Here is a 19,315-nt window from a genome sequence, read left to right as displayed (position 1 = left end):
TTCCTGCGGCGTCAAAAACAAGAATTACGTTAGGACGAAAAGGAGGCGGCGGCCGTGGAGAACAGGATTGGGAAGAGCTACATGGCTCGAAAGGCGCTCTTCGCGAAGGGGCTTCGGGAGGGCCGGCTGACGGTGCAGGAGATCGAGAGCGCCCTGCCGGCCGGGACGCTCACGGCCGCCGAGCGCTGGCTGCTCTACTACTCGCTGCGAGCAGCCCAGGTGGAGATCATCGACGAGGTGACCGGCCAGGTGGATCACGGCTTCATGCTCGAGGAGCAGGAGCCGGCTCCTTCCGAGCACTAGAAGCACGCCGCGCGTTGACAGACCCGACACGGCGGTTACGTTCGGGCTGTTCAGGGATGTAGGAATTGGACGACACCCACAACGGCGCGTACTCCCGCGTCAATGGATCGACGCAGGTTCGACATGGACGGCAATCCCCGTACTGAGGACAAGAGCCAGGATCAGTCCCGCACCGCCGAGTCGGTGGCCTCGCAGCAGGGGCAACCGCCGGAGGGCACCACTGCCGAGGAGTCAGCTCCTCGGCAAGAGGCTCCGCCTGGGCAGGACGCGGAGCGGCAGCGGCTGGAGGCGGAGCTGGATGCGGCTCGCCGCCGCGTGGATGAGCTGGCGCGGGCCTACCAGGCGGTCAACAAGGACCGCGAGGAGTTCAAGCAGCGGCTCACCCGCGAGCGCGAGCGGATGATGGACGTGGAGCGCGGCAACGTGGCCGTCTCGCTCCTGGAGGCCATCGACGAGCTGGACCGCTGCCTGTCGATGAGCGGCCAGGAGGCCAGCTCTCCGCTGGGGCAGGGCGTGAAGATGATCCGCGACGGGCTGCTCTCCAAGGTGCAGTCGCTGGGCATCGAGCGGCTCCAGGTGGTGGGCCAGCCGTTCGATCCCAACACGGCCGAGGCGGCCGACATGGAGATCACCCCCCAGCCGGAGGACGATCAGAAGGTGGTGGCCGAGGTGCGGGCCGGCTACCGGATGAAGGACCGGGTCATCCGTCCGGCGCGGGTGAAGGTGGCCAAGTACGTGGCCCCAGCGCAGGCTTGACCGGCTGCCCGGCGGGAAATAGGCGAGGGGGGTGTCTGTTGCCTCCGTCGCCATGACCCGAACGATGGTCTCTCTCCGCTCGCTCCGCTGCCTGCTCCTGTCGAGTCTGGTGCTCGCCTCGTCCGCGATGGCGGACCCGGGCGTGGACGCCTGGCTCCAGGCGCGGGCTCGGGAGCAGGCGGCCTTCCTCAACCCTCCCGTGGAGCGGCCTTCCAGCCCGGGAGTACCCCTGGGACTGTGGCGTGAGCGCGCCGCCGACGATCCGGGCATTCCCCACTTCGTTCCCCCCACCTCGCTGGCGCCGCTGATCCACGCGGTGGAGGCGGGGGTCGTCAACATCACCACGGCGAACGTGCCGAAGATGGGCGTCTCGGGGCGCTCCACGGGCTCGGGCTTCGTGCTGACGCCGGACGGGCTGGTGGTGACCAACAACCACGTGGTGGCCCAGGCGCGGGCCATCGTCGTGCGCCTGGCGGACGGGCGCGAGTTCGATGCCCAGGTGGTGGGGCGGGATGCGTCCACGGACGTGGCGCTGCTGCGGCTGAGCGACGTAGGCCCGGAGGTGCTCCCGGCGGTATACCTGGGAGACTCGGACCGGCTCGAGGTGGGGGACTGGGTGGTGGCCATCGGCAACCCGTTCGGGCTGGATCACTCGGTGGCGCACGGGATGATCTCCGCCAAGGAGCGCGTGCTGGGGATAGGCGTGTTCGACGACTTCATCCAGACGGACGCGCTGATCAACCCGGGAAACTCGGGCGGCCCGCTCTTCAACATGCGTGGCGAGGTGGTGGGCGTGAACACCGCCATCATGAGCCAGGGGCAGGGCATCGGCTTCGCGGTGCCCATCAACATGGTGAAGGATCTGCTGCCCAACCTGCGCGAGAACGGCCGGCTGGAGCGCGGGTGGCTCGGGGTGGACATCGACGATGCGTACCCCGGCACGGATGCGCGCAATGACGGGCGCGCGCTGGTGGTGAAGGACGTCTACCGCAAGAGCCCCGCGGCCAAGGCGGGGCTCCGTCCGGGAGACCGCCTGCTGGCGGTGAACGGCAAGGCCATGGCCTCCTACCAGCAGCTGCTGCGCAAGGTGGCGCTGATGGCACCCGGCACCGAGACGAAGCTGACCCTCATGCGTGGGAGCGAGACGCGGGAGGTGTCGGTGACGCTGTCCGTGCGTCCGGCGCCGGAGACACTGCGGGCGCTCTCCAGCCCAGGGAACGTGGAGGAGCTGGGGCTGGTGCTGGGAGACTTGTCGCCGGACGTGGCCACGCAGATGGGGTACGAGCCGTATGCGGGCGCGCTGGTGACGGGCGTCGTGCCGCGCAGCGTCGCGGCGCAGGCGGGCCTGATCGCCGGGGACGTGGTCACCGAGGTGAACCGCCGCCGGGTGAAGGACGTGGCGGGCGTGCGCGCGGCGCTGGAGAAGGGCGCGGGCGCCAATGTCCTGCTGCGGGTGCAGCGCGGCGAGGTTCAGCAATACGTGGCGCTCTCACCCTGAGCCCGGGTACGTGGACTCGGTGAGCGTGGACGTTCAAGCTCTAACCCCGCGTCCGGTCCGTCCCCCTGCCGGGCGAATTCGGTCCGAACTGGTCTGCTTGTCATACCAGTTCGGTACCGGTTCGCTGACAGGGCGCCTCCCTGGCCAGGCAGCTGCCCTGGCACGGGAGCCGGCTACTTCTTCTTGGGGGCGTCCTTGCCGTCCAGCCAGAGCCCCAGCTCCTCGCCGGTGCGCCCCTCCGTCAGGAGGATGGCCTCCACGCGGGCGGCCACGCCGAACGTCTTCCCGCCCGAGGGCTTGGGCAGGCTCCAGATGTCCAGCGGGGTGAAGACGACCTGGACGCGGATGCCCTTGGAGGAGAACAGCCGCGCGAACATGCCGCCGGTCCACCCCTCCGGCGTGGTGCCGGACACGCTCAGCAGCGGGAGCACGGGGTTGCCCTGCGCGTCCGTCTTCTTCGGCGTGCCGTGTGTCAGCGCGTACTTCCCACCGGGGAAGAAGGGCAGGATGTTGATGATGAAGTTGCCCGTGGCTGGCTGGTACGGGCCCGGGGACACCATGGTCGCCACGTCCTCGGTGACGATCATGTACATCTTCTTGCCCCGGTAGTTCTTCCGGAACTCGTCCGCCTTCGTGCGGCAGTCGCTGCTGGCGAACATGTCTCCGCACTCGCCGATGTAGCGGTTGAGGAAGGCGCTCAGGCCTCCCAGCGGCTCGGCGGCGTCACGCATCCGAGCGAAGCGGGGATCCACGTCCGCCAGGGCGAGCGCGGGCAGCAGCAGGGCAACGGTGACGAGGAAGCGATTCACGGTGGCGACAACTCCGGGAAGGGTGGGGCGCGGATCGTGCCACTCCCGATCGCTGAAGCCACCTCTTCTTCAATGGGTACGCACAGGTAGCGAGGAGTAGATATTTTGACTACATGAGCCCACCATGTAGTTTGTGTGCCTCACCTCTTGGAGGCACCACCGCTTGAACGAGCGCCGTTCACATCTTCGGTTCGACAAGGTCTTCACCGTCTACCTGAGCACGCGGGATGGGATGACGCGAGGCATCGGGCGCAACATCAGCGCGAGGGGGCTCTTCGTGGAAACGCGCGAGCCGCTGCCGCTGGGCGAGAAGCTGAAGATCACCTTCGCGGGCGAGGACGGCACGGAGATGACGTGCCTGTGCGAGGTCCGCTACCAGGTAGCGCTGGCGTACGGGAAGCAGGACGGGCGCGAGGGCAACAGCCGGGGCGTGGGCCTGCGCATCGTGGCGTACGAGACGCAGGACGAGGCGCCGCTGCTGCTGGTGGATCGCGAGCGGGTGATGCACTGAGGAAGCACGAAGGGCCCGGCCCCCGGAGCGGGGAACCGGGCCCTGTCTCACGCCGGCAGGCGCGGGACGGTTACTGCGAGAAGCCCTCGAGCAGGTAGTGGGCCTCGATGCGCTTGAGCGCGAGGATCATCGCGGCGCAGCGCGGGTCCACCACCTTGCCGATGGTGTACTGGCGGCTGTCGTGCATCTCCGTCTTGCGCGACTGGTTGCGGGAGATGTCGCGGATGATGCGGTAGTTGCGCTTCATCGCCTTCTCGAGGCGCTGATCCACCTCGGCCTCGCTCCAGCGCTCCATGCGCTTGTTCTGGATCCACTCGTAGTAGCTCACCGTGACGCCGCCGGCGTTGGCGATGATGTCCGGGATGAGATCGATGCCGCGCTTCTGCAGGACGCGGTCGGCCTCGGGGGTGGTGGGGCCGTTGGCGCCCTCGGCGATGAGCTTGACCTTGAGCTTCTCGGCCACGTCCGCGGTGATCTCGCCACCGAGCGCGGCGGGGATGAGCATGTCGGCCTGGATCTCCCAGAGATCCTTCTTCTCGATGCGCTGGGCGCCGGGGAAGCCGGCCACGCTCTTCTTGAGGTTCTTCGGATCGTTGACGTAGGCCATGAGGGCGGGCACGTCGATGCCGTCGCCGTTGTAGATGGAGCCGTCGGCGTCATTGACGGCCAGCAGGCGGGCGCCCAGGTTGCAGAGGATGGCGGCGCAGTGGGAGCCCACGTTGCCGAAGCCCTGCATGGTGAACGTCTTGCCCTTGAGCGTCTCGCCGCGGTCGGCGTAGTAGTCCTCGATGCAGTAGACGACGCCCTGGCCGGTGGCCTTCACGCGGCCCTCGGAGCCGCCGATGCGCACGTCCTTGCCGGTGACGATGCCGCGCATGTTGTGGCGCTCGCGCTCACCGTCCGAGTACTGGCGGTACATGAGGGCCATGATGTCCCCGTTGGTGCCCACGTCCGGGGCGGGGATGTCGATGTTCGGCCCGATGAGGCTCTTGAGCTTGTACATGAAGCGCAGGGTGATGTTCTCCAGCTCCTCCTTGCCGTACTGGCGCGGATCGATCTGGATGCCACCCTTGCCGCCGCCGAAGGGGACCTCGGAGATGGCCGTCTTCCACGTCATCTCCGCGGCCAGGGCCTTGAAGAGATCCAGGGACACCTCGCGGTGGTAGCGGATACCACCCTTGTAGGGGCCGCGGGCCTGGTTGTGCTGGACGCGGTAGGCCTTGAAGCGCTGGGACTCGCCGGGGACCAGCTGGTAGACGCCGCCATCGGGCAGGCGCAGGTGGCCACGGCGGATGGATACGTCCGAGCCCAGCAGGGCGCGGCCATTTAGGATGATCTTGCCGTCGGCAAGGCGCTCAAGTCCGTCGGGGTTGCGCACCTGGGTGACGGAGAGATCGGAGAAGGCCTTGGCCTCCTCGGGGGCGAGGGGGACCAGACGGTCCTTGAGCTTGGTGGTGACGTAGAAGATGTGCTCGTAGTCGGGCTCTTCGAGCTCGAGCCGGACGCGCTTGTCCAGACCGATGAGATCGGCGGCGCGGTGGAAGATCTCCATCGCCTCCGTGTAGATGGTGCGCTTCGGCGTGGGCGCGGGGGCGCGCATGAAGTTCTCTTCGCTAGCCATGTGGCAACAGCTCCTTGCGTGAGGCGAAGGGGGGTTCAACCGGGGCCGTTATGCTCACAGGCTCCACGGGGAATCAACCGGGCCCGGCCTCGATCTGTGTCAAAAACTAATGAGATCTCGGGCACTTAGCCGACGCAGTGTGTCACGGATGACCTCACGACCGGTCGGTAGGTGAGGGGTCGGCAGAGGGGGCTCGAACAAAAGACGTTGCCCCACAGAAGGGTGCATGGTATTCGCGCCGCCACGGTTCGCCGACATAGCTCAGTTGGTAGAGCAACTGATTCGTAATCAGTAGGTCTCCGGTTCAAATCCGGATGTCGGCTCAGAGAAATCAGGTGTTTGAGGGCCGGTTGCGAGAGCAGCCGGCCCTTTTTCTTTGGGCCGTGTTTCCAGCGGAGAATCGGGCTCCCATGCGCTGCTCCGTAGCCCTGTCCGCGTGTCTGTCGCTCCTGGTCCTCGTGGGTTGCACGGCGAGTGAGAGGAAGGGGCGGAGAGAGGCGGCGGGGCCTGGAGCGGCCGCTTCTGCCTTTGCCCGCACGGGTGTCTTCGTGGAGTGGCCGAGTGTGGAGGCTGAGCACCGGCTTCCGGGTGCGTTCCTCCCTGCCGAGTGGTGGGAGCCTCTGGATTGCCGACGGCGTATCACAAGGCCATCACCCAGGCCTTCCGGCAGAGGTGGCCCTATGGTCAAAGAAGGCCCGACCCGCAGAGGCTCTTCGAGATTCTCATGGAGGTCTATGCAGAGCACCCCACTCCCCAACTCATTGGCATCCAGCCGTAGCCATGCGTGAGACCTTCGAGTTCCGTATTCCGGAGCGCCACGCGGCTCGTTTCCTGGAACCCGGGCTCGGGGTTACCTTGCCAGGGGGGAGCGTCCGAAAAGTCGTCCTGCCTCGCAACGATCGTCGGGTGCAGCAGATCAGCCAGCTCGACCATCGCTTCACCGAGGAGGGAGCGTCCTTCTTCCTGGGATGGGACATCCACCGCCACTACGAGGAGGACGAGCTCCGGTCGGCGGAGCTGCTGCACCTGGTGGTGCGCGCGCATTTCGAGCCTCCGGGCGCCATGTGCGGCACCGAGTACGATGATTCGGTCGCGTGCGGGCACTGCGGCGCGGGTGCTCGGCAGGTATCGGATCTCATCCTCAACACGCGTCGCATCCCCAAGGGCAAGGACATCGCTCAGACGATTGCAGGCGAGGTCGTCGTTTCTCCGCGAGTGGTTCAGGCCTGTCGTGATCAGGGGCTCCACGGGGCGGAGTTTCGTCCCGTACGCCATCGGGGCCGATCAGGCCTCGCGCCAGCGGAGTGGAGTCAGCTCGTCATCACCTCCAAGCCGCTGAAGCTCCATGCTCGTACGGTCACCGGCAACCACCCATTCGATCTGGATGAAGGGAACAGGCACCGCTGTCCCAACGGGCATGTCGCGGGGCTGAACCAGATTTCAGAGCTGTACGTGCACCGGAAGGGCTGGGACGAGAGCGACTGGTGTCGCACGGACAAGCTGTTCGGGATGAGGCAGGGAGAACTGCGTCCCGAACCGAGGCTGCTCATCTCGCAGAAGCTGCGCCAGGTGTTGGTGGGGATGAAGGCCAGAGGCTTCGAGCTGGAGATCGCTCACCTCGTGGAGGGCCCGGGGCGCAAGGGCTAGCGGGCAGCGATCGCGGACCCGGAGCTTCGGGAGGGCGAAGCCCTGGACGCATCCTCTGGGGCCCGGGGCAGACCGATACTCCAGCGGAAGGCGCGGTTCCTCTTGAGCAGGAGGTAGAGGCTCAAGGGCCCCAGCAGTCCCACGATCGTACCCAGCACCAGATGCAGGGCGAGCGGCGCTTCGGGCTGCACCCGCACCAACACCAGCCTGAGCCCGGACACGAAGTAGATGTGGAAGAGGTAGAGCGGCATGCTGATCGAGCCCAGGTACACGATCCAGCTCGCCAGCCCCTTCCTCCCGGAGTTCAGGCGCCGAGCCACACCCAGACAGAAGACGGCCAGGGTGAGCTGCATGCAGAACCCCAGCGGGCCAAGGAGCAGGCGGAGCTCTCCATGCTCCTCGCTGGACCTCGAGGCCTGGAGCCAGACCAGCACTCCCAGCAGTCCCCCTGGCAGCAGTCCCTGGAGAGACAGGGGCAGTCGGGACAGCCTTCGGTGCGCCGTCGCCAGCCAGGGGGCAAGGCTCATGCCCAGGCCAAAGAAGCAGTTCGAGAAGAGGATGAGCCGGAGGTACCTCATGCCAGCGCCATCCAAGGCGGAGCCCCAGCTCTCGGCGACGGCATGCAGCACGACGGCCCCACCCAGGTAACCGAGCCCCTCCCATCGGCTCGGGGCGGGCACGAGGCGCTTGTACACCCACGCCAGCCAGGTACAGCCCACCAGCGCGTGGATGAACCAGAAGATGGCATAGGGAGGGAACCACGCGGTCGGGAGCCTGCCCAGCAGCGCCAGCCACCCTTCGAGGGTCTTCGGGCATGCCTGGGAGAGTTCGTGGACTCCGAGGAAGACAGGGGCCCATACCAGCAGGGGGACGACGAGCTTGCGCAGCTTCTTGTGCGCGAACTGCCGGAAGGAGGTGTCCGGCTCCCCGAAGAGCGACACCGCCGCGCCCGAGCTGATGAGCATCACCGCCATGTTGAAGCTGTGGATGAGGCCCGCGGCGAACCGCAGTGCCTCGGGCTCCGGAGAGAGCAGCTGGCGGACTCCCTGAGAGGGCTCCACTCCCATCACATGGATGAGCACCACGAGCACCAGGCTGGTGCCGCGGACGAAGAACAGGTCATCAGAGAGCACCTGGCGAACGGTCTGGTTGCGCATGCTTCCCGCCCAGGGCCTTCGAGAAGGGCGGCCCGGCTCCACCACCCCCATGCATGGATCGTGCTCCCGGCGGCACAGGTTCACCGCCCTCTTGCCGTCCCGGCTGTCTCAGTCTGGGACGTCCGCTTGTCCCGCTCCGCGACCCGCCCGGGAGGCGTGGGTGGCCGGACGAGGGCACGATGCCTGCAACTCAGCCATGGATGGAGACCAAGAGCCTGGTGTTCCTGGCGCTGTGCTCGGTCGCCGTTCCCGTGGGCGTTGCCCTGGTGAGGAGGTATCCACGGCTCAAGGACTTCTGTGCGGCCCTGATGGTCTTCGGGACCACCGAGCCCGAGCTGGTGTCCATCAACTTCTACAGCCGCGAGTGGTACCGGGGCACCACGCGGGGCTTCGAGCTGTGTTGGCTCGACTTCCTGTGGCTCTTCATCCTGGTGGACGAGTGGAGGAGCGCGCGGCCAGCGTGCCCTCGCCAGCGCCCCGTCAGCCTGATCAGCATGCTGGTGTTCTTCTCGTACAACGCCCTGAATGTCGTCCTGTCGGAGCCCCGGCTGTTCGGCCTCTTCGAGCTGTCGAAGGCCCTGCGCGCGATCATGGTGTTCCTGGCGTTCGCGCATTACGTCAAGAACGAGAGGGATCTGCGCCGGCTCGTCTGGGCGCTGTCCCTGGCGGTCATCTACGAGTGGTCCTGGACGATCTACGCCCGCCTCGTCCTGGGACACGCACGGTCCGAGGGCACGCTGAGCCACCCCAACGCCTTGTCGATGTACAACCTGATCGCGGTCCCGCTGCTGCTGGCGGTGGCGCTCTCGGACGCCGACCAGCGGCTGCGGAGGCTGTGCGGGATCGCCGCGTTCCTGGGCACGACGTCCGTGATGTTCACGGTCTCGCGAGCGGGGTTGTTCTCCATCGCGCTGCTGCTGCTCGCCGTGGGGCTGACGTGCGGTTCCTGGCGCATCACCCCGAGAAAGCTCGCGGTAGCGGGCCTGGTCTGTGTATCGGGGGCGGTGCTCTACGCCAGGCTGGCCCCCGCTTTCGAGGCCCGCTTCGCCTCGGAGGGTGGACTCCAGGAGGAGTTTGGGGGCGAGGCTCACGAGGGGCGCGGTTCGTACCTGGTCCTGGCGGATTTGATGTCCGCCGAGAACTTCTGGGGATGCGGGCTGAACAACTGGTCCTACTGCGTCTCCAATCGGTATGGCCCGATGATTGGAGCCCATTACCTGCCCTATCGCGGGACGGACGAGCTGCCGCCAGACGGCCCCATCCCGGCGGACTCGAACATTGATGATCCGCAAGCGCCCCCCGGCCACAGCCTCTATGCCATCACCCTGGGCGAGACAGGCTGGCCGGGCGTCATCCTCTTTACCTGGGTCTGGCTGTGCTGGCTTTGGATGGCCGGGAGCTTTCTTTTCAAGCGCTCGCCCGCGTTTCGCTCCCGCTTCGGCGTGGGAGTCTTCTTCGGCCTGGCTGGCGCCTTCTCCCAGAGCATCGTCGAATGGGAGTTTCGCCAGACGCCGCTGCTGTTCTTGCTTCACATCCTGATTGGCGCGCTCGCAGCCGTGTATCCAGCGCGGCCCTCCTTGAGTCCGAGCCACGCACCGGCAGTGCGAGTTTCATGTGTCCCTTCTCGAATTCGTCGCCCTGGGTAATCCCTGACACCCAGGCGCAAGCCCTATGCAGACGAAGCAGTTGGCTATCCAGCAAAACACTTGCGGTATTCACTCGAATTAGAGCACTGTACCGCGCGAAAGCAGACAAGGGGCGGGTCGTGATAGCCCCATGAAAGTGGAGCTGTCATGCACGTCGGGGAAATGAGCCGGGCCCTGGTTTGGGGCCTGGTATGTGTTGCGTTGGGCTGTAGCAGCAAGGCGCCGGAACAGCAGACGGTGGCCAGCCATACTTCCGCGCTGGTGGTGGGTTGGGAGGCAACAGGGGCGATGGGCGAGGCGCGCAAGTACCACGCGGGAGTGGTGCTGCCGTCGGGGCAGGTGCTGGTGGCGGGTGGGTACAACGCCAGCGGGTTTCTGTCCTCTGCGACGGTGTACGAGCCGGCAACGGGAACCTGGACAGCGGTGGCCGCGATGCCGGTGGCCCGGCAGGCGCATGCGGCGGTGGTGTTGAGCAACGGCAAGGTGCTGGTGGCCGGAGGAGAGAATGCCACCGGCCGCCTGGCTTCCACAGCGGTGTATGACCCGGCCACCAACACGTGGGCCTCCACGGGGACGTTTGCCTCGGGAGTGGCACGTGACTGGCTGACGGCGACGGCGTTGAGCAACGGCAAGGTGCTGGTGGCCGGAGGAGGGAACGCCGGGGGAGCGCAGAACAAGGTGGATGTGTATGACGTGGCCACGGGGACGTGGGCGGTGGGGCCCGCGCTGAAGACCGCGCGGCGCAGCCACACGGCGACGGTGCTGGCCGATGGGAAGGTGCTGGTGGTGGGAGGGTGGAGTGGAGGGGTCATCGGAGCGTCGGAGGTGTACGACCCGGTGACGAACACGTGGAGTGCGACGGGGGCGCTGGGCACGGGGCGCTACGAGCACACGGCGACGCTGCTGCCCTCGGGCCAGGTGCTGGTGGCGGGAGGGCGTAGCAGTGGCGGAGTGGTGGCGACCGCGGAACTGTACGACCCAGGCACGGGCCAGTGGAGCGCTGCGAGCGCGATGAGCAGCGCCCGAGTGCAGCACACGGCGACACTGCTGAGCACGGGGAAGGTGTTGGTGGCCGGAGGGCTATCAGGGAGCGCGGCGACGAGCGCGCTGGCGAGCGCGGAGGTGTACGACCCGGGCACGGGGCAGTGGAGCGCGGTGGCGCCGATGGGAAGCGCGAGGTTCCTGCACGTGGCAGTGGGGCTGGAGGCGCAGGGCAAGGTGTTGGTGGTGGGAGGGGTGAGCGCCAGCAACTCGAGCCAGAAGACAGCGGAACTGTATGCGTATGACGCGTGCGCGGGGGTGGTCTGCACCAGCGCGCCAGGGGCGTGCTACGAGGCGGCTGGCACGTGCAACAATGGGGTGTGCAGCTACGCGCCGAAGGCCGTGGGAGCGAGCTGCGATGACGGGGATTCGTGCACCGGGGCGGACGCGTGCAACGGGGCTGGAGTGTGCGTGGGAAGTGCCACCAGCTGCGGCAGCCCGCCCGGGCAGTGCTACGAGGCGGCGGGGACGTGCAGCGGAGGGACGTGCTCCTACGCGTATAAGGCCGCCGGAGCGGAGTGTGACGATGGGGATGCCTGCACGGTGGAGGAGGTGTGCAACGGGGCCGGAGGGTGCGCGGGAACGCCGGTGAGCTGTAACAGTCCTCCGGGGCAGTGCTACGAGGCGGCGGGCACGTGCAGCCAAGGGGCTTGCACCTATGCGCCCAAGGCCGCGGGCAGCGCGTGCGATGATGGCAATGGGGGCACGCTCAACGACGTGTGCAACGGAGCGGGAGCGTGCGCTGGCGTGGTGGCGTGCACGACGCCGCCAAGCGCGTGCCACGACTCGCCAGGGACTTATGCCAACGGGGTGTGCACCTACCCGTTCAAGGCCGGGGGAACGCTGTGCGATGACGGCAATGCGTGCACCACGGGAGACACGTGCAACGGGCAGGGCAGCTGCGCAGGAGCGGAGGTGGTGTGTAACAGCCCGCCCACTGCCTGTTACCGAGCGGCTGGAGTGTGTGGTGGCGGCACGTGCAGTTATACGCCGGAGCCCGCGGGCGTGGCGTGTGCCAGTGATGGTGACGCCTGCACCCAGGACGTGTGTGATGGATCCGGGGCGTGCGCCCACCCGCTGGCGCCCGCTGGTACCTCGTGCGGCTCGGGGCAGGTGTGTAACAGCGCGGGCCAGTGTCTGAACGGGTGTTGGATCGCCGGTGCGTACTACGCGGCCGGGACGACCAACCCCGCTGGGGACTGCCAGCAGTGCAACCCAAGCGTGTCGACGAACAGCTGGAGCTTCAAGCCGGCGACCACAGAGTGCCGGGCTTCGGGCGGGGTGTGCGACATGGCGGAGTACTGCACCGGCAGCAGTGCCAGTTGTCCCGCGGACAGCAAGCAGCCGAGCACCACGTCATGCCGGGCCTCGGCAGGCAGCTGCGATGTGGCGGAGTACTGCACCGGCAGCAGCAATGCCTGCCCGGCGGATGGCTTTGCCTCCAACTCTACACAGTGCCGCGCCTCGGCCAGCGAGTGTGACGTGGCGGAGAGCTGCACGGGAACAAGCGCGAGCTGCCCGGCGGATGGCTTCAAGGCTTCAGGAGCAGCGTGCAGCAGCGACAGCAACGCTTGCACCAGCGACGTGTGCAATGGCGCTGGTACCTGCAGCCACCCACTGGTGTCTGCTGGTACCTCGTGCGGCTCGGGACAGGTGTGTAACAGCGCGGGCCAGTGTCTGAACGGGTGTTGGATCGCCGGTGCGTACTATGCGGCCGGGACGACCAACCCCGCTGGGGACTGCCAGCAGTGCAACCCAAGCGTGTCGACGAACAGCTGGAGCTTCAAGCCGGCGACCACAGAGTGCCGGGCTTCGGGCGGGGTGTGCGACATGGCGGAGTACTGCACCGGCAGCAGTGCCAGTTGTCCCGCGGACAGCAAGCAGCCGAGCACCACGTCATGCCGGGCCTCGGCAGGCAGCTGCGATGTGGCGGAGTACTGCACCGGCAGCAGCAATGCCTGCCCGGCGGATGGCTTTGCCTCCAACTCTACACAGTGCCGCGCTTCCGCGGGCGTGTGCGACGTGGCCGAGCACTGTACAGGCAACACGGCCACGTGCCCCGCGGACGCCAAGCAGCCCAGCACGACGCAGTGCCGCGGCTCGGCTGGAGCCTGTGATGCGGCGGAGTACTGCACTGGCAGCAGCAACAGTTGCCCTGGGGATGGGTATGCCGCCAACGGGACGAGCTGCGGCACTCCCAGCACCGGCTCCTGGAGTGGCTGCGATGCCGACGCGTGCGGAGGCTCGGGCACGCAGTCGCGCTCCGTGACGCGGTACACGTGCTCCAGCGGCACCTGCGCTCAGTCCACCTCTACCGAGACGCAGAGCTGCACCACGCCTACCGTCTCGTGCCCCTCTACCAGTTACGGGAGCTGGGGCTCCTGCGATGCCGATGCCTGCGGGGGGTGGGGCACGCAGTCGCGCTCCGTGACGGAGTACGAGTGCTCTGGCGGTGGGTGCCAGCCGTCCTCCTGGACGCAGACGCGGGATTGTTACAAGTCCGAAGTCTCATGCCCTGCCACTCAGTACGGCTCCTGGAGTGGCTGCGACGCCAACGCGTGCGGAGGCTCGGGCGTCCGGTCGCGCTCCGTGACGGATTACTCGTGCTCCGGCGGTGGGTGCCAGCCGTCCTCCTGGACGGAGTGGCAGTCGTGCACCATTCCTACCGTTACCTGCCCCCCCACCGATTACGGCGATTGGAGCAGCTGTTATGCCGACGCGTGCGGTGGCTCGGGCCAGCAGTTTCGCTGGGTGTCGACCTACGGGTGTTCCAACGGCACATGCTCGCCGTTCAGCCAGGCGGAATTCCGGAACTGCACCGTTCCTACCGTCACCTGCCCGGCAACTACCGAGAGCTGGAGCCAGTGTGACTACAGCGACTCCTGTGATCAGGAAGCCACCCAGACTCGGACTGTGACCAGCTACAGCTGCTCCTCGGGACAGTGCGTGCCGTCCTCCACGACGACGACGTACGAGTGCGCACGCTCCACCGACTACACCAGCTGCGGCCCCAACTGGAAGTTCCAGTGCTATCAGGGCGTTTGCGAATATATGCCCTGACATGCACTGCCAGGCCGGGTGGATGCATCCTCACCCACTCACGAGACTCCCGGTGACATTCGTCAGCACCGGGAGGGCTACGGAACGGCAGACCTGCAGCAGCCCCTCACAGGTCCGTTCCCAGCCTCGCAACCGGGCGTAGGCGGGCCCCTCCCGCCGAACCCGGGCTGAGAAGGCTGCATCGCTGGCGGCGCGAGTCAGCGCTCGCGCCATGTCCTGGGCATCGAGCGGATCGCAGAGGATGCCGAGCTCCCCGACCACCTCGGGGAGCGCCCCGGCACGAGTGGCCACCACGGGACGGCCCGCGGCCAGTGCCTCCAGGGCTGGCAGGCCGAAGCCCTCGCAGAGCCCCACCGCGATGACCGCATCCGCGCCCGCCATGAGTGCGGGCAGGAGCTCCTCCGCCACGTAACCCAGCAGCCGGACGCGGTCCGTCAGCCTGAACCGCTGGATCTCGGCGCGGATGAGATCCTCTGCTCCCCAGTCCGCGCCCACGAGCACCAGCTGGTGGCTGTCGCGGGCGGAGGACGCGGCATAGGCGCTCAGCAGCCGCAGGTGGTTCTTCCCCGGGTGCTCGAGGCGAGACGGATACAGGAAGTAGGGGGCCTCGAGGCCCAGTCGGGCGCGAGCCTCCGCGACACGCGCGTCCTCCATGGGCGCGAAGCGCTCGGTGTCCACCCCATTCGCGATCATGTGGATCTGATCGACCGGGCGGCTCATGACACGCGCCACGTCCGCACGCGTCGCGTGGCTGACGGCCACCAGGGCTTCGAGCTCGGCGAAGGCCTTCGGCAGGAGGTAGCGCACGTAGCGGGTCCTCAGCCCGTCGTACTTCCTGGGGACGTTGAACTGAGCCAGATCGTGGATGACGCCCACGGTGGGTAGACCGGGGCGCAGCGCCGCACGGCGGTTGGCCGCCGGGAGCAGCAGCACATCCGCTCCCGCGGCGCGTGCGCGGGCCCCAGCACGCGCCAGGTACCACGAGGCACCCAGGGCGGGATGATCCGCGTACGCGGGCACCCTCACGCGCTCGGTATCCCCGAGGACGTCGGCATAGGCCTCGAAGTCCCTGGCGGTGCCCATGGCGATGAGGCTGCCCCCCGTCTCGGAGAGCCCGCGGCGCAGGCGAGGGAGCAGGGCCCGCGTATACGTGCCGAGCCCGGAGCGCCCCCAATCCGTGCCTCCCAAGGTGATGGCGAGCCTCATGGCGCGACCTCCCCAGGACGGGTGGCTCGCACTACGCGTGCGGGGGCGCCCACCGCCACGGAGGCAGGAGGAATCTCTCCACGCACCACGCTGGCCGCGCCGATGAGGCTCCCAGCTCCGATCCGGGAGCCCGCCAGAACGGTCACCCCATTGGCGAGGAACACTCCCTGTCCGACACGGGTGCCAGGCCCATTCTGGAGCGTCACGCCATGAAGCAGCGTGCAGGCAGGTCCAATCTCCACGCCCTCTCCGATGATGATGTTGAAGGGGTGGGGCAGCCGCAGCCCGGGGCCGATGGCATCGCTCCACACGTCGATGTGAAAGCCCAGCCGCAGCAGCGTCGACAGCCCCAGCGAGGTTCCCAGCATTCCCCGGAACCCGGCCCCGAGCCTGAGCAGGGCCAGGGCCCACAGGGACGAGTCGAGCGCGGCGGAGGCTCGCGGGAGCAGGGCCCCCCGGGCGCGGCAAGCGTCGATCAACCGCGTGCCGTCCGCCTGGAGGGCCAGCAAGGGGGCACGAAAGGCATGGAAGGATTTCAAGAGCGAGTCCATGCCACCGCTCTTGCGATCGGCGTTCCAACCGTTTTCAGCGTTGGATGGTGCAAATGTGTTTCACATCGAGACGATCGAGGCGTCTCATTTCAGGACGTCTCGGAATGAGACGGCTCCTGGGCGATCGGCTCACTCTGAGACACCCGGGAACGGGATGTGCAGCAGGAGCCAGCCGGAGTCAGCACGAGCCGGGCAGCCGACCGAGAGCAGCCTGTACCACGCGCTGCTTCAGGAGAATGCCAGACGTGATTGACGACGTGAGCTGTCATCAGAGCCGTTGCGTAGTGATTGTGAGTCGTGATTCCACTCTTCGCGCGCTGCTGCGCACCTGGATCGAGGTCGAGGGTTTCGACGTGCTCGAGTTCGAGCAGGGGCGAGACGTATTGCAATGCGAGACATCCGAGTGGGCCGCTGTCTGTCTCGATCTCGCGCTCGAGGACATGGGGGGAATGGATGTCCTGAGGCACCTGCGGGCACGAGATGCCCTGCTCCCCATCGTGGTCCTCGCCGCGGACCAGGACATCAACGCGGCGGTGCAGGCGGTCCGCCTGGGAGCGCATGACTACGTGACGCAGCCCCTGGAGGGTCCCCGCATCATCCGTTCGCTGAGGGAGGCGGCCGAATACCGGTGGGACAGCTGGCGGTCGCGGCAGCCCGAGCAGGCCGCCGAGGAGGAGCTGCTGATGGGTCGCCTCATCGGACGCAGCCCTCCGATGCGCGCCCTGGTGAGGCAGCTCCAGCGGGTCCTCCAGGCGGAGGTGCCCGTGTGCATCTTCGGTGAGACGGGAACTGGCAAGGAGCTGGTGGCTCGCTCCATCCATGAGGAGGGAGCGCGGGCCCGGGGGCCGCTGGTGGCCGTCAACTGCGCCGCCTTCGCGGAGTCCCTGCTCGAGTCGGAGCTCTTCGGACACGACCGGGGCGCCTTCACCGGCGCCTTCGCCACCCACAAGGGCTGCTTCGAGCAGGCGCAAGGGGGCACCCTGTTCCTCGATGAGGTGGGGGAGATGAGCGCCTCCACGCAGGTCCGGCTGCTGAGGACGTTGCAGGAGCGAACCATCCGCCGGGTCGGCGGAACGACGGAGATCCGCGTCGACGTCCGGATCATCGCCGCCACCCACCGGGATCTCCTGGCGGAGGTGAAGAGCGGGCGGTTTCGCGAGGATCTCTATTACCGGCTCGCCGTCTATCCCATCCAGGTTCCTCCTCTCCGGGAGCGGACTTCGGACATCCCGCTGTTCATCAATCACTTCCTGAGGAAGTCGGGTTGGGGCGACAGGAGCCGCCCCAGCCGCGTCAGCCACGAGGCGCTCACGGCGCTGCTTCGCTATCGCTGGCCTGGCAATGTGCGCGAGCTGGAGAACGTCCTCCAGCGGGCCGCGCTCTCCTGTGATGGGACGCAGATCGAGCTCGCGCACCTGCCGGCGGAGCTGCGCGCGCTCGTGCTCCCCGACATCCCGAAGGGGTTTCCATCCGCAAGGGCGGTGGCGGCCGAGCCACTGCCCGAGGTGGGGGCGGTCGTGCCCCTCCGGGAGCTGGAGCGCAGGGAGATCCTCAAGGCGTTGACGGTGACGCATGGGAGTGTGGCGAAGGCGGCCAGGCTGCTGGGGCTCGGGCGAGCCACCCTGTACCGCCGCTTGGGGGAACTGCACCTCTCCTCGGCCATGGACGATCGCTCAGGGGGGTATCCGCAGCCCATGCGGGGCCTGCCAGAACCCTGAGACGTCTCCCAGCTGATCCGGGCTGGCGGCAAACCCGGTGCCGACTCCCAGGAGGACGAACCCGATTCGATCCTCCCGCCCGAGCAGGTGAGGGAGCGCCATGAGCTCGAAGACGGAGTGGGCACCGGACTCGACGAGCACCAGCACCCGGGAGCTCTGGCGGGCCAGGCGACGAAGCGCCTGAGGGCGTTCAGGCTTGTCCCAGACCAGGAGCGCACCGTCCCGGAGCGAGACCTCTTCCCGAAGAGAGACCGCGGGCTTCAGCTCCGGGTGCGAGGCGAGCTCGACGGCGCGCTCCGTCCTCGCTGGGGAGAGCGCCAGCATGAGCGTGGTGCCACGAGCGCTGCCGAGTGCTCCCCTCAGGTCCAGGGCGAGATCCTCCAGGCCTTGGGGGCTCGCTGGCCAGCTCGACGCGGCGACGACGGGGCCGCGCCCCCAGTAGGCGAGCTCGGAGGCCGTCCAGATCTTGAGCCCACGCAGGGAGCGTGCGGCACAGCTCAGCGCCGTGAGTGTGCCCAGGAGGAGGGGAAAGGCGAGCGCTACCAGGCGGTAGGAGCGCTTCGGACGTGAAGGAAGCTCGGCTGCGTCCAGCACCCGGAAGCCGGGAAACGGCTGGTTCATCACCGCTTCGATCATCTTCTGCTCGGCCTTGAGCTCGCTCAGTCGTTTCTCCGCCAGGCGGAGCTCATCGAGCAGGAGGCTGGCCCTTCCCTGTATCGAGGACAGCCTGACCGTGCGCTCACGCGCGGAGAGCTCCAGCTGGGTGAAGGCCTGCCACTTGCGCTGAGCCGCCTCCCGCTCCGCCTTGGCCTCCATGAGCCCTTGCTGGAGGAACATCCACTGAGGGTTGGTCCCTACTGTCTGATCCGTGAGCGTGGGTGCGGTGGAGGAGTGGCTCGAGAGCGCCTCCACCGCGGCCGCGAGCCCCAGGGTCTCGGGGTGCTCCTCGGACAGACTGGCCCGGCGGGCGACGAGCTCCGTCCGCAGCTCGGCGAGCTTGCGCTCCTCGGGGAGTGCCTGGGTCTCGGAGAGGACCACCTTCGGGCTCTCGTGCCCGGCCGCCGTGTGGAGGAGGCTGGCCTTGGCTTCCGCCGACTCCATCTCGATGCGGCTGCGGTCTGCCTCGGTGCGTAGGAGCACGGCCGCTTCGAGCGCCGCCCGCTGGTCGATCGTGAGGTCCGCGATGCCGTTCTCCAGCCTAAAGGCATCGTAGCGCTCCCAGGCTGCCGTGAGCTGTGCCTGCCCGCGCTCGATCTCGTGGCCGAGGGTCTGGAACTGCTCCTCCGCGCGTTTCCGCTCTGTCGCGGTGCGGCCCTCGAGAAACACCTGGGTCACCGTCTCCGCGAGCCGCAAGGCCTCCTCGGCGCTGCCGGCTCTCACCCGGACGGTCAGGACGTTCGAGTCCCTGCCAGTGCTCGCATCGATCCTGCGGCCCAGTGCCTCGAGGGTGGACGTCAGCGCCGTCCGCCGGCGGACCTCCGCGAGGAGGGTCGGCAGCTTGAGCGTATCGACCTGGGTCTTGAACTCTCGCAGCGAGTCCACGCGAGAGGAGGAGCGTGGAGGCTCCCATACCAGCACGGCCTCCGAGACATATTCGCGAGGCAGCAGGGTCTTGACCACGAGCACGCCCAGGGGAACGCCGAGCAGGGAGGCGAGGGTGATCAGCCGCCAGCGCAGGCTCACGGCCCGTACCACCCGCATCACATCGACGGGCCGCCCCGGTCGCGGGCCGGAGGGCCCGGTGGCACTCCGGGAAGGGATGGTGGAGCCTTCATCACCTGGAACGAACAC

The 19,315-nt window shown here is 67.7% G+C and carries 14 protein-coding genes and 1 tRNA gene; 9 read left to right on the top strand and 6 right to left on the bottom strand.

All coding sequences use genetic code 11. The annotated features are described in order from the left end of the window. Positions 1-54 precede the first annotated feature (54 nt). From KY572_RS11885 to KY572_RS11875, 3 genes are all read left to right on the top strand, one after another. Positions 55-303, top strand: coding sequence for a hypothetical protein (locus KY572_RS11885; protein WP_224242688.1), 249 nt, complete (start codon positions 55-57; stop codon positions 301-303). Between the two features lie 123 nt (positions 304-426). Beyond that, a complete protein-coding gene (locus KY572_RS11880; protein WP_224242687.1) occupies positions 427-1,059 on the top strand; it encodes a nucleotide exchange factor GrpE in 633 nt (210 codons plus the stop codon). Between the two features lie 64 nt (positions 1,060-1,123). Then, a complete protein-coding gene (locus KY572_RS11875; RefSeq protein ID WP_224242686.1) occupies positions 1,124-2,557 on the top strand; it encodes a trypsin-like peptidase domain-containing protein in 1,434 nt (477 codons plus the stop codon). Between the two features lie 173 nt (positions 2,558-2,730). On the opposite strand, the gene KY572_RS11870 is transcribed toward KY572_RS11875, so the two are convergent. Continuing rightward, positions 2,731-3,366 (bottom strand): DUF6066 family protein, encoded by a 636-nt coding sequence (locus KY572_RS11870; RefSeq protein WP_224242685.1) that lies wholly within the window; start codon positions 3,364-3,366, stop codon positions 2,731-2,733. 163 nt (positions 3,367-3,529) lie between these two features. Between KY572_RS11870 and KY572_RS11865 the strand changes: the two genes are divergently transcribed. Further along, a complete protein-coding gene (locus KY572_RS11865; protein ID WP_224242684.1) occupies positions 3,530-3,877 on the top strand; it encodes a PilZ domain-containing protein in 348 nt (115 codons plus the stop codon). A gap of 70 nt (positions 3,878-3,947) precedes the next feature. On the opposite strand, the gene KY572_RS11860 is transcribed toward KY572_RS11865, so the two are convergent. Next, positions 3,948-5,498, bottom strand: coding sequence for a Glu/Leu/Phe/Val family dehydrogenase (locus KY572_RS11860; RefSeq protein WP_224242683.1), 1,551 nt, complete (start codon positions 5,496-5,498; stop codon positions 3,948-3,950). A 250-nt stretch (positions 5,499-5,748) separates the two neighbouring features. Here KY572_RS11860 and KY572_RS11855 point away from each other — a divergent pair. Together KY572_RS11855 and KY572_RS11850 are read left to right on the top strand one after the other, a co-directional pair. Further along, positions 5,749-5,821, top strand: a tRNA-Thr gene (locus KY572_RS11855). A gap of 583 nt (positions 5,822-6,404) precedes the next feature. Then, a complete protein-coding gene (locus KY572_RS11850) occupies positions 6,405-7,145 on the top strand; it encodes a hypothetical protein (RefSeq protein WP_224242682.1) in 741 nt (246 codons plus the stop codon). Here the strand turns inward: KY572_RS11850 and KY572_RS11845 are convergent. Beyond that, positions 7,142-8,302: an acyltransferase family protein gene (locus KY572_RS11845; protein WP_224242681.1), complete on the bottom strand. Its 1,161-nt coding sequence runs from the start codon at positions 8,300-8,302 to the stop codon at positions 7,142-7,144. The two genes, KY572_RS11850 and KY572_RS11845, sit on opposite strands and share 4 nt — an antisense overlap. Before the next feature lie 179 nt (positions 8,303-8,481). On the opposite strand from KY572_RS11845, the gene KY572_RS11840 reads away from it, so the two are divergent. Continuing rightward, positions 8,482-9,948, top strand: coding sequence for an O-antigen ligase family protein (locus KY572_RS11840; protein WP_224242680.1), 1,467 nt, complete (start codon positions 8,482-8,484; stop codon positions 9,946-9,948). Between the two features lie 237 nt (positions 9,949-10,185). Next, positions 10,186-14,049, top strand: coding sequence for a kelch repeat-containing protein (locus KY572_RS11835; protein ID WP_224242679.1), 3,864 nt, complete (start codon positions 10,186-10,188; stop codon positions 14,047-14,049). Positions 14,050-14,079: 30 nt separating this feature from the next. Here KY572_RS11835 and KY572_RS11830 read toward each other — a convergent pair whose 3' ends face one another. Beyond that, complete coding sequence (locus KY572_RS11830) at positions 14,080-15,255, bottom strand: glycosyltransferase family 4 protein (RefSeq protein ID WP_224242678.1); 1,176 nt, start codon at positions 15,253-15,255, stop codon at positions 14,080-14,082. Further along, complete coding sequence (locus KY572_RS11825) at positions 15,252-15,806, bottom strand: serine O-acetyltransferase (protein WP_224242677.1); 555 nt, start codon at positions 15,804-15,806, stop codon at positions 15,252-15,254. The genes KY572_RS11830 and KY572_RS11825 overlap by 4 nt, the downstream gene beginning before the upstream one ends. Before the next feature lie 290 nt (positions 15,807-16,096). On the opposite strand from KY572_RS11825, the gene KY572_RS11820 reads away from it, so the two are divergent. Further along, a complete protein-coding gene (locus KY572_RS11820; RefSeq protein WP_317987839.1) occupies positions 16,097-17,524 on the top strand; it encodes a sigma-54-dependent transcriptional regulator in 1,428 nt (475 codons plus the stop codon). Here KY572_RS11820 and KY572_RS11815 read toward each other — a convergent pair. Further along, positions 17,480-19,207 carry a GumC domain-containing protein gene (locus tag KY572_RS11815; RefSeq protein ID WP_224242675.1) on the bottom strand — a complete coding sequence of 576 codons (1,728 nt, stop codon included), beginning with the start codon at positions 19,205-19,207 and terminating at the stop codon, positions 17,480-17,482. The two genes, KY572_RS11820 and KY572_RS11815, sit on opposite strands and share 45 nt — an antisense overlap. Between the last annotated feature and the right edge of the window lie 108 nt (positions 19,208-19,315).

It is taken from the genome of Hyalangium gracile (genome assembly GCF_020103725.1).
GTDB lineage: Bacteria > Myxococcota > Myxococcia > Myxococcales > Myxococcaceae > Hyalangium > Hyalangium gracile.
This window is presented reverse-complemented; position numbering and strand designations above follow the sequence as displayed.